Below are 14,004 nucleotides of genomic sequence, written 5' to 3'. Positions count from 1 at the left end.
AACAAAGCGCAAGCGTATTATCTATGGACAAGAAAAGATGCAGGTGGGCAGAGGGGACTTTTGACGAATACATCCGATATCATGATGAGGAGTGGGGGGTCCCAAATCACGATGATGCTATTCATTTTGAGTTTTTGGTATTAGAAAGCGCCCAGGCAGGGTTGAGCTGGAGTACCATACTGAAAAGACGGGAAGGTTACAGAAAGGCCTTTGCGAACTTTGAGGTGCATAAGGTAGCGGCCTTTGACTCCAAGAAGATCAATGAACTGGTGGAAAACACCGACATCATCCGAAACAGAGCCAAGATAGAAGCTGCTGTCAATAATGCGCAGAGGTTTTTGGAGGTTCAGCAGGAGTTTGGCTCCTTTGATAAATACATTTGGGGTTTTGTGGGCCATCAGGTCAAAATAGGTCGGTGGGAAGAAAAGGGAAGTATTCCGGCTACGACATCAGAGTCGGATCTTTTAGCCAAAGACCTGAAAAAACGGGGTTTTAAATTTTTGGGATCTACCACCATTTATGCACATATGCAGGCCGTGGGTTTGATCAATGATCATACGGTCGATTGTTTTCGATTTAAAGAACTGACATGAAATTAGCTTTCTTTTTTCTTGCCCTGGCGGCAGGCTGCACCCGTACCTCCGAGGTGTGTATAGATGAAGACAAAATCAATGAGCAAGCCATTTGTACCATGGATTATAATCCTGTGTGCGGCTGTGATGGGCAAACTTACAGCAATGCCTGCCACGCCGAATCGCGCGGCCTGATCAGCTATGACCCAGGTGCCTGCGAATAACTACAACTTACTGACTATTGCTTTTTTGGGAATGATGATGCGCCACATGCCTCTGAAATTCCCCACCTCATAATTGACAGCCTCGTCGTTGGGGTATCGGGATTTGATCAGACTGTAATTCTCTGGTGTAATATCGGAGCCAACTTGCCCATGACAGTTGAGACACAGCGTGGAGCCAATCGTTATGGGCTTGGTGTAAATAAGGCTTTCCGCATCATATTCCTGAATCTGTCCATCCAGATTCTCCGGCACATAGGCATAAGCTTCCCAGATGGCTTTGTCTGATTCCGAAAGCATGTTGCCCGGGTTTCTGGGCTTATCGGTCACACGGCTTATGGTTACTCCCAGGCTATCCTGCAGACCGGCGGCAATGCCCGAAGCACTCAGTTGGCAGAAGTCAATAGCGCCACTGATCCCATTTTCCACAATCGCACGCTTGAGTGTATTGAGGTAGGCATTTGCTGTGGCCGACAATATTTCTTCTCCGAGTTCCTCACCTTTGAGCATCAGATCTGCAGGGACAATCCGTTTTAACTCGCGGGCGGCTTTTTCCTGACGAAAGCCTTCTCTATCCACTGGTTTCTTGGGTGTGCAGGAGTAGATGCAGAGGAAACCAAACACTAGAATCAAGGTGTTTTTAGTAGGTCGCATAAAAGTCTTTTGGCTTTATATAATTTTGCAGACTAAAGTTAACGGAGATGATTGATAAACTTGAAGCAATCAAGAAAAGGTTTGAGGAGGTAAGTCAGCTGATTGTGCAGCCAGATGCGATGGCTGATATGGGTAATTATGCCAAGTTGAATAAAGAATATAGTGACCTGGGGAAGGTGGTGAAGAAATATGACGAGTACACTCATCTGTTGGCTAACCTCAAAAGTGCCAAGGAGGTGCTCGAAACGGAAAAGGATGAGGAGTTTCGGGAAATGGCCAAAATGGAGTTGGATGAGCTGGCGCCCAAAAGGGACGAACTTGAGGAAGAGTTGAAAATGATGCTCATCCCTAAAGATCCGAATGACAGTAAAAATGTGATTTTGGAAATACGTGCCGGTACTGGCGGGGACGAGGCAGCCATCTTTGCCGGAGACCTTTTTAAAATGTACGAGCAGTTTGCGGCGGATCAGGGTTGGAAGTTTTCAGTAATGAGTCTTACCGAGGGCACGGCAGGCGGTTTTAAGGAAATTGTGACCAGTGTGGAGGGAGAAGATGTCTACGCCAAGTTAAAATTCGAATCGGGTGCTCACCGGGTGCAGCGTGTACCTCAGACAGAATCTCAGGGGAGAGTGCATACCTCGGCTGCTACAGTGGCGGTGCTGCCAGAAGCCGAAGAGGTGGATGTGGAGTTGAACATGGGCGACATCAGAAAAGATACCTTTAGGGCTTCGGGAGCAGGAGGTCAGCACATCAACAAAACAGAATCTGCCGTTCGTCTGACGCACGCACCGTCTGGTTTGGTGGTGGAGTGCCAGGACGGCCGCTCTCAGCATGCCAACTATGACAAGGCTTTGAAAGTACTGCGGTCAAGGCTCTATGAAATAGAACTTAAAAAACACAATGACGCCATTAGTTCTCAGCGAAAAACCATGGTGGGCTCCGGAGATCGATCTGATAAAATCAGAACGTATAACTATCCGCAAGGGCGGGTGACAGATCATCGAATCAACCACACGGTCTACAATTTGCCCACAATTATGAGTGGAGAAATAGGTGAGTTTATTGAGAAACTTAGAATAGCGGAAAACTCAGAGTTACTAAAAGCTGAGGGTCAGGAATAAACCCAGCGGTTTTCCGTTGATCTACAAATGAAAAATTTTTTACCTCTCTTATTTATTCTATTGACAGGAATACTGGCTTGCGAACCGGAAGAAGAGAAAATCACTACTTCTTTAGATGTAAAGTTGGCGTTTAGCACAGACACCGTCCTTTTTGACACGCTCCTGACAGAGCGCCTGAGTGTGACCAAGCGCCTGAGAATTTACAACCCCAATGATAAGGCAGTAAAAATTCATGATATCAGGCTGGGAAAAGGTAGGGCCTCTGACTATTCCATGATTGTCAACGGCCAATCAGGGACCACCATCAAAGATCAGGTACTTTTTGGAGGTGATAGCCTGCTGATATTAGTAAGTGTGGAAATAGATCAGCAAAACAAAGACTTGCCTTATCTGGTCAAGGACTCCATCACCGTCTCATGGGGCAAGTACCTGGCTAATGTCAAGCTGGTGGCCTATGGTCAGGACGCCAACTTTGTGAATAGCCGCCTGATTTGTGATGAAGTGTGGACGGCAGACAGGCCTTATGTTATTTACAATTTTGCTTTGCTAGACAGCCTGTGTACCCTCACCGTTCAGCCGGGCACCAAAATTTATCTTGACAATGGGGCTTCATTTTTTGTACAAGGGAGCCTCAAAATTCTTGGAGATTCTGGCAGGCATGTTACCATTAGGAACACCCGGTTCGATCCGGACTATCTGGAAGCCCCCGGTCAATGGGGCGGCATTTACTTTTTGGAGGGTAGCAAAGACAATGAAATCAGGTATGCAGATATAGAAAATGGTGAAATAGGCTTGCGGGTTGGCACTCCAGACGATGACGAAAAGTATGATCTGGAGATTTCCCATACCACCATTCGTCATATGTCGGTGGCTGGTATCCTGGCATTTTCTTCGGATGTTTATGCTTACAATACACTCATTCACAATGCCGGAGGCTTTCTCGTCGGTAATCTGGCGGGAGGAAATTATAAATATGAGCATTGTACATTTACCAATGTGCCTAGTTTTTTCATCTCGGATGATCCCATGATCCAGTTTTCTGATAATGTGATTCTGGCGGATGATGACGTGCTGGTCGGTGACCTGTCTGTAGAAATTACCAACTCCATTTTGTGGGGGGAAGGGGTCAATCAACTTTTTGTAGGAGATGGAGGCGGAGCCACGGTGGTCACCAAGATTCAGTCGAATATTATCAAATCCAAAGAAGATTGGCCAGATAACTACGTGTCTCAGGAGCGAAACTATCCTGGCTTCAAAGATCCATTTACGTTTAATTACCAGTTGGATTCATTGGCTTTTGCCAGAGACAAGGGTGTTAATATTAGTATATCGGATGACATCACGGGTCATCTTCGCGACAGCAAACCAGACATAGGGGCGTTTGAAAGAATTGATCCAAAATGAAGACTTTCCAGCAGACGATTCACTTGCAGCCGTTCAGTCGTGGTTTTCATTTGATAACACGCGATGTATTGAATGCTATACCTGAAATCAGGGAACTGAAAACAGGAATGCTTCAGGTTTTTATTCAGCATACCTCGGCTTCACTCACCATCAATGAAAATGCGGATCCAACAGTGAGAATGGATTTTGAGAGTCATTTCAACCAAATGGTACCGGAAAATGCGCCTTACTATCAACACAACTATGAAGGCCCGGACGACATGCCGGCACACATCAAAGCAAGCCTTTTGGGCCCATCGGTGCTAATCCCCATCACCAATGGAAGACTGAATCTCGGTACCTGGCAGGGAATTTACCTATGTGAGCACAGAGATTATGGTGGCTCGCGTCATTTGGTGCTCACTGCATGGGGTGCATGACTTAGTCGTACTGATACGTGTTTAGCTTGGTTTTGAAGAATTTTCCATGGCGGGTGAGCTCTTTGTATTCCCAGTCACTGAATAAGCTCGGGGCCCAGCGAGCATCAAAAACCCAGACCACATAAGAGATGTCTTTTTCATCGCAGTATCTAGTGATGGCTTCTCCATAGCGCTCATCACTGATTACGGGCACATGAGCGCCTCTTTCTTCTGCTCCCGAAAAGCCGATTTCTGTTAGAATGACAGGATATTTTTCTTTCATCCGGCCCCAGTCCATGGTCCACTGGCTTTCCCAGGGCTGGTTTCGCTTTTGAGGGTAGGGATGACTCACATAGCCGATCCCTACCGCCTCAATGGGACGCTCAAAAGCAGCGGATAAATCGTAAGCCCAGTTAAACCCGGCTACCAGCGGGATGCCCTGACCCCCACAGGCCCTGATGATGGTAATCATTTCTTCGTTGATGGCCTTCCACTCGTCCCATGAGCAGACCCCGAGCTGTCCATTGTTGGTCGTGGGTTCATTGAAGAGCTCATAAAAGGCGACTGTTGGATTGTCCCCATATTTCCTGGCGATGGTTTGCCAAAAGGAAAAGGTTTCTTTAAGCGTGGTTTCATATCCGGGTCTGAAAAAGAGCCCAGACTTGAGATTGCCGATGCTGTGCCAGTCGAGAATCACATACATACTTTGCTCTGCTGCCCATCGGATACCACTATCCAGCAATGTTAGGTATGCAGACTCACCTCTTTCCCTCCATGCTCTTGGGTGTATGGGGAAGCGCACTACATTGGAGCCCCATGCTTTCATTTCCTGAAAATAGGCTCGTCCCCATTGTCCTTGTTTTATCAGGTTATCCGGGTCGCTGGCATTATACCCTCGAAGGACTACCTTTTTGCCGGACTCATTGACAAATTGATTTCCATTGACCGTAATTCTTTCCAGGGGTTGTTGTGCCAAGGCGCTGTTAACCACCAAAAACAATGTGCAAATCAAAAGTCTCATATCATTGCAGAATTTATGAGACCAAAAGTAAATCAGGCCAAAATGCAGTTAGGTACTTAAATGTTCAGCATATAGGGCCGAAAAGGATAATTCGGGATACCGTTTTACTTATTGAGTTTTTTGAGGGGGAGTTTCTTAATCATACCACCCCGAATGTCCTTTACTTTGGACATCACCAAAAAGGCCCCCGGGTCTATTTTTTCTATCTCACCCTCTAGCTTGGAGACCTCCAGGCGAGTGATTACGGTATAGAGAATGTTGGTTTTGGCTTCTTCTTTCTGCTGCAGACTGAAGCCCTTACTTCCATGATAAATGGTAGCACCCCGTCTGAGCTTGGTCAAAATCATTTCGCGGACCTCCGCATGCTGATCCGAGATGATCGTTACACCAATGTATTCATCAAAGCCCTCCAGCACAAAATCCACCGTGCGAGATGCGGCGAAATAGGTGATAATGGAATAGAGGGCGGTATCCATTGACAAGAGGTAGGCGGCCACTGAGAAAATCACAATGTTGAAGATCAGAATGAGCTCCCCCACGGAGAAGCCGATTTTTTTGCCCAGGTAAATCGCTAACACCTCCGTACCATCTATGATCGCACCCCCTCGGATAGAGAATCCTATGCCCAGGCCCAGAAAGAAACCGCCAAATATGGCAATGAGCAATGGATCGTCTGTAATGACGGGAAAGTCAAAGAAATAGAGGATCAGTGCGAGAAGTGAGATACTGGCAAAACTCTTGATGGCAAAGCCCCGGCCTATCTGGATCCAACCCAGGGCCAGAAAAGGAATGTTGATTAAAAAGATAAATAATGATGGCCGACCATCAGTGACTATGGCGAGTAAAAGCGAGATGCCGGTGACTCCCCCATCGAGCACATCATTTGGGAGCAGGAAACTTTCCAGTCCAAAAACAGCACACATAACACCTATAAATATGAGGAATGCTTGTCTGAGGTAATGACGTACAGTTATATTGAGAGAGGAATGGTTTTCGGGCATACCCGTCAAAATTAAGCCCAAACCCTGACATATGCAGGAGAAACAATTTTCCATTTTAGCTGCGCCCAATATTTTGTAAGGATTTCCATCTGGAATACGAGCCATGGTAATTAGGGCGTCCATCAATGGCGGTTATTTCATACATTTGCGAAATGGGGACTAGGAAAATCAGTCTGAAAAGTAAAATACTCACCATGATGCTGGTTGTTCTCATTTTTCATGAAGGGCACCACTTCACGGAACTTTCCAGCAAAGGGATTGATTTTTCGAATCACCCGGTGGAATCATTGGCTGGAATAGTGTGGTCTTTTATTACCGGCGACTATGACGAACATTCCCCGGCAGAACCACTCACCGACAACAGTCCTGAGCAGAATGAAGAATCTCAGGAAGAATCATCAGAGCAGGATGAGACTAAGAAATTATTTGAATCTGGCGCCGAAGGAATTCTGGGGGGTTTACAGATGATCAAGGACAAGGATTACTACCATATTTTGGAACTCACCAATCACCCACGGCAGATTCCGACCCCACCTCCCGAGGGATAAATCACCTCTTTTCCCACCCTGTTGATTGACACAGGGAAATTATTCGAATTTCTAGATCCGTGTTATAGCCTATCAGGAGAGGTACGCTTTGTAAGTGTACCATGTCCGGGCTATAGAAGGGTTCATTTTTACCAACATTCATGAATATTAAACAAGATCTATTTAAAGACCTGGAAAGAGACATGCTGTCCGGCGTGGTGGTTTTTCTGGTAGCGTTACCCCTTTGCCTTGGAATTGCGCTTGCTTCAGGAGCACCATTGTTTTCAGGAATCATATCAGGTGTTATTGGGGGGCTGGTAGTCAGCCTTCTTAGTAAATCCCAACTGAGTGTAAGTGGCCCGGCTGCTGGCCTGGTGGTGATTGTGCTTGGTGCCATTGAGACATTGGGAAGTTATGAAGCATTCTTAACGGCCATTGTGCTGGCCGGAGTTTTTCAGTTCCTACTCGGTCAGATGAAGGCTGGCATTGTAGGAATGTATTTTCCTTCGTCAATTATCAAAGGGATGCTCGCCGCGATTGGGCTCATACTGATTCTAAAACAGATACCACATTTGGTGGGATTTGATTCGGATGCTTTTGGTGAGATGGAGTTTATCCAAAAGGACGGCAGCAACACCATCAGTTCACTCTTTACTTCTTTTGAGCATTTGGTTCCGGGGAGTGTGACCATCGGTCTTTTTTCCTTGATTCTACTGGTGCTCTGGGAGCGTCCTCTTATCAAGCAAAACAAACTGCTCAAACATATACCCAGTGGATTGCTGGTGGTTTTATGCGGGATTGCGATCAATCAATTCTTCAAGTTTTCCGGATCAGATCTGGTTGTCAATAGTAGCCATATGGTGAATATTCCCATTATTGAGGGCTTAAGTTCTTTGAGTACTGTATTCAGGACGCCTGATCTGGGGGTGCTCGGTGATGTGAATGTCTATATCACCGCCGCTACTCTGGCTATTGTGGCCAGCCTGGAAACACTACTCAGCATAGAAGCGATAGATAAGCTGGATCCTCAGAAGCGACGGACGCCGCATAATGCGGAGTTGAAAGCGCAGGGAGTTGGGAATATGCTGTGTGGATTGGTGGGAGGATTGCCGATCACAGCAGTTATTGTGCGGGGTTCTGCCAATGTTGATGCGGGGGCCAGGTCCAAAAAGTCAGCGTTTATTCATGGACTGCTCCTCCTGATCTTTGTGGCGTTTCTGCCCCATGTGATCAACGAAATACCTCTTGCTTCTCTGGCCGCCATTTTGATCATGGTAGGATTCAAACTGACCAAACCGGCGCTGTACAGGCAGCAATACGGGTTGGGGCGCGAGCAGTTCATACCCTTTATAGTGACCATCATTGCCATTCTTTTCACGGACTTGTTGATCGGTATTCTCATCGGCATGGGTGTAGGTGTGTTTTACATACTCAGGGCAAACTATAGGGTGGCCTATCACTATGAGGAAAAGGAGCAAGATGGCCGGTCGGAAATTCACCTAAGGTTGAGTGAGCATGTATCTTTTCTCAACAAGGTGGGGCTGCAACTGTCACTGGATTACCTACCGGAGAACAGTCAGGTGATCATAGATGGCTCACAGTCTAAACAGATAGATCATGATGCCCTGGAGCTGATTCACAATTTCAAAAAAACTGCGCTGGAGCGCAACATCAATTTTACACTTAAGAATGTCCCGGAGTTGAACTCTGGATATTAACTAAATAAAAAAATCATGGAACAATACTATAGGAGTTTATTAGAGAATAATAAGAAATGGGTAGCCTCGAAACTTCAGGAAGACGCGGCGTTTTTTGACAAATTGGCCAAAGGTCAGAAGCCACCGGTGTTGTGGATAGGGTGTGCAGACAGCCGGGTGCCAGCCAATGAAATCACAGGCACGGCGCCCGGGGAAGTTTTTGTACACAGAAACATTGCCAACATGGTAGTACACACAGATATGAATATGCTAAGTGTGCTGGATTATGCCGTGAATGTGCTGGAAGTAAAGCACGTGATTGTGTGTGGTCACTATGGGTGTGGAGGTGTGATGGCAGCCATGGGCACGGAGGAGTATGGAATTATTGACAACTGGATTCGCCACATAAAGGATGTATACAGACTCCATAAAAAAGAACTGGACCAGATCACCGACAACAAAACCAGGACCAACCGATTTGTGGAGTTGAATGTGCTCGAGCAGGTAAAAGATTTACATGAAACATCCATCGTAAGAAATGCCATTAAATCTGGTAAGGAGTTGCAGGTGCATGGCTGGGTATATGACATAGCCAATGGGCTGGTGAAGGATTTGGAATATGATTCAGCCGAAAATCAGGCACTATTGTTTCAATAGTAGAGAATCAGGAGTGTGGGGGCTGGGAGGTTCATCCATAGGATGAACTTTTCGCTTCCGGATTTCTTTGTATGGATATGACCAAACATAGATTCCTATGAGCACTATCTTTTCAGAAATTGAGCATTGGGGCGATGCCCACCGGGCCAACTGGCTGGTTGTTTTGCGGGTGGCATTGGGTGGTTTTATCGTTTTCAAAGGGGCATACTTTGCACTGCACATTGATCAGCTGCAGGAGATGTCATTGAGTGTGGCTTACCTTTCCGTGGGGCTGGCACATTACGTACTTTTTGCACACCTCATCGGTGGGCCATTGATCCTGCTGGGGTACTACACCCGCACAGCCAGTATCCTTCAGTTGCCGGTTTTGCTGGGAGCGGTCATTTTTGTGAATGCTCCTCAGGGGCTGGCCACAGTGGGGGGTAATTCTGAGCTGTGGGTATCAGTGATCACCCTTTTTCTATTGATTGCTTTTAGCATCTTTGGAGCGGGCAAGTACTCGCTGGATGAGATGCGGAGAAAAGAGGAAATGCGACACTGAAAATTTCCAGTCACCACAGAAATTAGAAACCCGGCCATTGGCCGGGTTTTTTTGATTGTGATGACCTGTGCTTTGGGTGTTCAATTGTCCTGTTAAATCACCCGCTATCTTTTTTTATTCGTCCATGTAACCTTCCCTCTCTTTTCAGGTAACTTATCCGAATCAACAAAACCTAAACCGATCGATCTTGAGTAAGGAAAGTGATGAGCAGCTAATGTTGGCGGTGCAGACCGGGGCGCTGGAGAAGCTCAATGTGCTATGCGAGCGCTATCAAAAGCGGATATATAACTACTGCCTCAAGTCGGTATTGGATGCGGACGACAGTGCCGATCTCACGCAAAACATTTTCATCCGGGTATTGAAGTACAGAAAGTCTTATAAGGCCGGAAGCAATTTCGAATTCTGGCTTTTTCAGATCGCCCGCAACCAGGTGAAGGATCATTTCAGGAAAATGAAAGTTCACCGGGATCAGTTTCAGGCGGCAGATGTGCTGCCAGATCGAGCCGACGATTCGGATGAGGAGCAGCGGGAGAGAGAACAGCGGTTGATGCAGGCTTTGAGCCTACTGCCTGAAGAGAAGAGAGAATTACTGGTGTTGAGCAAATTTGAAGGCATGAAATACGAACAAATCGCGGCCCTGAAATCTATCTCAGTATCAGCGGTGAAAGTGCAGGTGCATCGCACCATCAAGCAATTGAAGGAATTATATTTTGAGATTAAAAGCTGAAGCTATGACACATTTGACAGACGAAGACCTGGTGGCTTATTTGGAAGGTGACCGATCACCTGAAAGGGAAGACCACCTAAGAAAGTGCGATACGTGTCAGAGTCGCATAAAGGAAATGGAAGAGCTCCTGTTTTTAATGGAGACTACAAGGGAGTTAGACCCTCCTGCGTCCATTGCCTGGAATGTGGCAGAGGCCATTCGGGAAGAAAGAAACGAGGGATCACCGTCACGGAACATTCCTTTTTGGCAGATCGCCGCGGCGGTGGCACTGTTGGTTGTGGGTTTTGCGGTGGGACAGTGGTCTGTGACTGATCACAGAGATGAAGTGATTGCCTTGCGTTCGCAGGTGGATCTTTTGAAGGAAGTCTCCATGATCAATGCGCTTCAGACTTCCACAGCGAGTCAGCGCCTACAGGTGGTCAGCCGGATAGAGGAGGAAAAATCCGAAGCGAGTGACCAGTTGGTAGCTACGTTGATGAAAACCCTGAATACCGATGAGAGTCCCAATGTGCGCTATGCGGCGGCACAGGCTCTGGCCCGGTTTACTGATCAGGAGCAGGTACGTCTCGAGTTGTCAAAATCGCTGGAGTATCAGTCGGACCCGCTCATACAGATTGCGCTTATCAGCATTCTCATGGAGGCACAGGAAAGAAATGCTGTCCGGCCACTCAAGAAACTCCTGGACGCCGAGGGGACATCTCCGGAAGTGAAACAACAAGCCAAAGTAGCATTGGAAATACTAAGTTGAGCACCTTCAGGTGCATATAGAAGAGCATTCAAAATGGCCAATTGAATATAGATTATCATAAAAACAAATTGGAAACTAAACATTGAAAAAGAAATGAAACGAGTTTATACACTTACCCTGCTGATGAGCCTGGTGGCTCTGGCGGCACATGCCCAGCAGTACAAGTACACCCCCAAAGGGAATATTGCGGAAACCATTGTGGTGATACAGAATCTTTATGCAGACATTTCTATAGAGGGTGTGTCCGGCAATGAAATCACCATAGAGACAGATGAGTACGAAGGAATACCTGAGAAAGCCAAAGGCTTGAAACCACTTTCTGCCACGGGCCCTGAAAATACGGGAATTGGTCTGAGCGTGGTGCAGGAGGGAAATAAGATCACCATAAGTGGCGCCAGCAGGAAAGCGGACGGAGAGTACAGGATCAAACTACCTAAAAACATGATGCTCAGGGCTGATCTGAATAGCTGGCAGTCAGGGGATTTTTATGCCAGAGGGTTAACCAACGAGGTGGAGGTAAAAAGTCAAAATGGGGATTTGATCTTTGAGGACATCACAGGCCCGCTGGTTGCCTACTCTTTGAGTTCCGATATTTCAGTACGCTTTTCCTCGCTCAATCAGACCACACCTACATCTATCTCATCTACCAGCGGTGATTTGGACATCACCTTGCCGGCAAGCTCCAAGGGCAACTTCAAACTATCCTCAGTGTCGGGTGAAATATACACGGATGTGGACTTCAAGTTTGGAGATGAAAAAGACCTCAAAAGATGGGGCGGGGGGATGTCTGCCAATGCTACCCTAAATGGTGGTGGAGTAGAGGTTTCTCTCAAGAGCATCAGTGGGGATGTCTACATTCGAAAAGCCAAGTAAACCACTCAGACTTTAACCATACGGACATGAAAACATTAATAACCGTGCTGCTCCTCGCAGCTACCTGGGTGGGCTATGCCCAGACCCAGGTGACCGAATCAGCGAATGTAGGAAAACAAGAGCTCCTGCAACTCAATTTTGATTTTGCAGATGACATCACCATCCAAACATGGGATAAAAATGAAGTCTATGTAGAAGTGAGTGTTTCCATCAACGATGGAGAATATGATCACATTTTCACACTGGATAAAATGGTCACCGAGCGAGCGATCACCATTTCCATGGACAAAGACATGTGGAAGAAAGTGGACCGAAAAGGAGAGAATTGTAACTTTCAGACGGAAATAGTCTATCGGGTTTTTTTACCCAGTCAGCTTCGCCTTAAAGCCAATACAATCAACGGTAATTTCATCATTACTCCCATGACCAGGGAAGTGGAGTTGAAAACCATTTCAGGGGATATTGACATCACTGTCGCTCGAGAAGAAGGGCTTGACTTCAAAGCCAAAACCATCTCCGGCGAGATCTTCTCCGACCTGGAAATCGATTTCCCGGAAGGAAAGGAAGGCCTACGGCAGGTGGTAGGGATGAATGTGCGAGGAAAAGTGAATAGTGGAGGATCCCCAATGGAGCTGGAAACGATCAGTGGGAATATCTACCTGAGGAAAGGTTGAGAACATAGCATCACAAAGACTTAAGAAACCCGACCTGAAGAGGCCGGGTTTTTTTGTAATCATCGCTCCCAGACTATCAGCTCATCGTCCATCACATTGCCTATGAAAACCAGGTTATTGAAGGGAACAGCTACCGTAGAGGCAGAAATAATGGATCCGTCATCCAAAAAGACGGAGTTGACATCATAATCACCAGTGCCGCGATAGGTTAGTTGAATCACTTCCGAAGGGGCTATTTCTGATTGGCCTGAGGCGTAGCTGGCAAACTTCATCAGATTCGGATGCGCACCGATCCAAAGGGTTCCCAATTCGTCAAACTCAATGTTATCCACTCCTGTGCCTACATCTATATCCTCGATAAGGGACAGCTCTCCACCCGGATTGGTCGTATAGACTTTCACCAGAAAGTCCCTGGGGGAAGCAACGAAAAGGAGATTTCTGTTCTCATCATAGTTGATGCCGTTGGCATAGGCAATGCCGTGCGCCACTTCGCGATAGGAGCTTCCATCTGAGTAAACCACATTGGACTGACGGAGGCCCAGATAATCTTCCATTAACCGCCAGGTGCCCGTGGTATGTCGGTGGTCATTGGTGAAATAGAAAGTATTGGCGGAGGTGGCTACTACATCATTGGGGCTAACCATTGATTCGTCGGAGAGGGTTTTTTCATGTACCAGCCGATCACCAGAGAGTAGAAATTTTTCTATCGTGTGCTTTTCATTCACGTGGTTGATGGCCAAAACCTGATAGCGCCCGGAGTCCAGGCGAAGAAGAGAAATGCCATGTGGGAAAAAGGGCTGCTCAAAACGCTCAGTGAGTAGTTTTGGCGAGAGGGGCTCCTCCCGGAGGTCTACGAGATAGAGGCCTCCTTGCTCTGGTTGACCGTCTCTTCTGGCAGCTCTGTTGTCGGACGAAACGATCAAAAAATGACCGTCCCGGCTAATGGCGATATCTTCTGCTCCCGGCAGTTTGATTTTTTGAATGATGTTCCCTTCAAAACCAGGAGCAACTTTTCTGAAGAAACCACCCGAGTGGAGGATTTGCAAAACAATGGCTGTCAATAAAACGAGCAGAATCAGGAGGCTGTATAGGAGTCTTTTCATGGTAGGCGAAAGATATGAGAAATATAATTCTTTCCCAGCAATAAGGACTTTAAGAAGTAGTGATA

17 protein-coding genes are annotated in these 14,004 nt (G+C 46.8%); 13 read left to right on the top strand and 4 right to left on the bottom strand.

Features of this window, described 5'->3' with window-relative positions:
* Window positions 1-23 precede the first annotated feature (23 nt).
* Window positions 24-593: a DNA-3-methyladenine glycosylase I gene (locus GV030_RS11480; RefSeq protein WP_159582452.1), complete on the top strand. Its 570-nt coding sequence runs from the start codon at window positions 24-26 to the stop codon at window positions 591-593.
* Window positions 590-796 (top strand): Kazal-type serine protease inhibitor domain-containing protein, encoded by a 207-nt coding sequence (locus GV030_RS11475; protein WP_159582451.1) that lies wholly within the window; start codon window positions 590-592, stop codon window positions 794-796. Before GV030_RS11480 ends, GV030_RS11475 begins: the two co-directional genes overlap by 4 nt.
* Here the strand turns inward: GV030_RS11475 and GV030_RS11470 are convergent, their stop codons facing one another.
* Entirely contained in the window at window positions 797-1,447 is a 651-nt protein-coding gene (locus GV030_RS11470) for a DUF3365 domain-containing protein (protein ID WP_159582450.1), read from the bottom strand.
* Between the two features lie 47 nt (window positions 1,448-1,494).
* On the opposite strand from GV030_RS11470, the gene prfA reads away from it, so the two are divergent.
* From prfA to GV030_RS11455, 3 genes are read left to right on the top strand one after another with little or no spacing between them, the layout of a single operon-like run.
* On the top strand, window positions 1,495-2,568 hold the full coding sequence (gene prfA, locus GV030_RS11465; RefSeq protein ID WP_159582449.1) for a peptide chain release factor 1: 1,074 nt from the start codon (window positions 1,495-1,497) through the stop codon (window positions 2,566-2,568).
* A gap of 27 nt (window positions 2,569-2,595) precedes the next feature.
* On the top strand, window positions 2,596-3,972 hold the full coding sequence (locus tag GV030_RS11460) for a right-handed parallel beta-helix repeat-containing protein (RefSeq protein WP_159582448.1): 1,377 nt from the start codon (window positions 2,596-2,598) through the stop codon (window positions 3,970-3,972).
* Window positions 3,969-4,391, top strand: coding sequence for a secondary thiamine-phosphate synthase enzyme YjbQ (locus tag GV030_RS11455; RefSeq protein WP_159582447.1), 423 nt, complete (start codon window positions 3,969-3,971; stop codon window positions 4,389-4,391). Before GV030_RS11460 ends, GV030_RS11455 begins: the two co-directional genes overlap by 4 nt.
* Window position 4,392: 1 nt before the next feature.
* Here GV030_RS11455 and GV030_RS11450 read toward each other — a convergent pair whose 3' ends face one another.
* Together GV030_RS11450 and GV030_RS11445 are read right to left on the bottom strand one after the other, a co-directional pair.
* On the bottom strand, window positions 4,393-5,391 hold the full coding sequence (locus GV030_RS11450) for a glycoside hydrolase family 5 protein (protein ID WP_159582446.1): 999 nt from the start codon (window positions 5,389-5,391) through the stop codon (window positions 4,393-4,395).
* Window positions 5,392-5,495: 104 nt separating this feature from the next.
* Window positions 5,496-6,515 (bottom strand): YitT family protein, encoded by a 1,020-nt coding sequence (locus GV030_RS11445; protein ID WP_159582445.1) that lies wholly within the window; start codon window positions 6,513-6,515, stop codon window positions 5,496-5,498.
* Between the two features lie 29 nt (window positions 6,516-6,544).
* Between GV030_RS11445 and GV030_RS11440 the strand changes: the two genes are divergently transcribed.
* The 8 genes from GV030_RS11440 to GV030_RS11405 all read left to right on the top strand — a co-directional run bounded on the left by GV030_RS11440 (window position 6,545) and on the right by GV030_RS11405 (window position 12,836).
* Window positions 6,545-6,940 (top strand): hypothetical protein, encoded by a 396-nt coding sequence (locus tag GV030_RS11440; protein ID WP_159582444.1) that lies wholly within the window; start codon window positions 6,545-6,547, stop codon window positions 6,938-6,940.
* Window positions 6,941-7,080: 140 nt separating this feature from the next.
* On the top strand, window positions 7,081-8,637 hold the full coding sequence (locus GV030_RS11435; RefSeq protein WP_159582443.1) for a SulP family inorganic anion transporter: 1,557 nt from the start codon (window positions 7,081-7,083) through the stop codon (window positions 8,635-8,637).
* Window positions 8,638-8,652: 15 nt separating this feature from the next.
* Entirely contained in the window at window positions 8,653-9,273 is a 621-nt protein-coding gene (gene can, locus GV030_RS11430) for a carbonate dehydratase (RefSeq protein WP_159582442.1), read from the top strand.
* Window positions 9,274-9,370: 97 nt separating this feature from the next.
* Window positions 9,371-9,814: a DoxX family protein gene (locus GV030_RS11425; RefSeq protein WP_159582441.1), complete on the top strand. Its 444-nt coding sequence runs from the start codon at window positions 9,371-9,373 to the stop codon at window positions 9,812-9,814.
* Window positions 9,815-10,001: 187 nt separating this feature from the next.
* The gene (locus GV030_RS11420) at window positions 10,002-10,541 is read left to right on the top strand and encodes an RNA polymerase sigma factor (RefSeq protein ID WP_159582440.1); all 540 of its coding nucleotides are present in this window, start codon (window positions 10,002-10,004) and stop codon (window positions 10,539-10,541) included.
* A 4-nt stretch (window positions 10,542-10,545) separates the two neighbouring features.
* The gene (locus GV030_RS11415; RefSeq protein WP_159582439.1) at window positions 10,546-11,289 is read left to right on the top strand and encodes a HEAT repeat domain-containing protein; all 744 of its coding nucleotides are present in this window, start codon (window positions 10,546-10,548) and stop codon (window positions 11,287-11,289) included.
* A gap of 93 nt (window positions 11,290-11,382) precedes the next feature.
* Window positions 11,383-12,162 carry a DUF4097 family beta strand repeat-containing protein gene (locus GV030_RS11410; protein ID WP_159582438.1) on the top strand — a complete coding sequence of 260 codons (780 nt, stop codon included), beginning with the start codon at window positions 11,383-11,385 and terminating at the stop codon, window positions 12,160-12,162.
* Between the two features lie 26 nt (window positions 12,163-12,188).
* Window positions 12,189-12,836, top strand: coding sequence for a DUF4097 family beta strand repeat-containing protein (locus GV030_RS11405; protein ID WP_159582437.1), 648 nt, complete (start codon window positions 12,189-12,191; stop codon window positions 12,834-12,836).
* A gap of 59 nt (window positions 12,837-12,895) precedes the next feature.
* Here the strand turns inward: GV030_RS11405 and GV030_RS11400 are convergent, their stop codons facing one another.
* A complete protein-coding gene (locus tag GV030_RS11400; RefSeq protein WP_159582436.1) occupies window positions 12,896-13,939 on the bottom strand; it encodes a hypothetical protein in 1,044 nt (347 codons plus the stop codon).
* Window positions 13,940-14,004: the final 65 nt, after the last annotated feature.

It is taken from the genome of Marinoscillum sp. 108 (assembly GCF_902506655.1).
In the GTDB taxonomy this organism is placed as follows: Bacteria; Bacteroidota; Bacteroidia; order Cytophagales; family Cyclobacteriaceae; genus Marinoscillum; species Marinoscillum luteum.
This window is presented reverse-complemented; position numbering and strand designations above follow the sequence as displayed.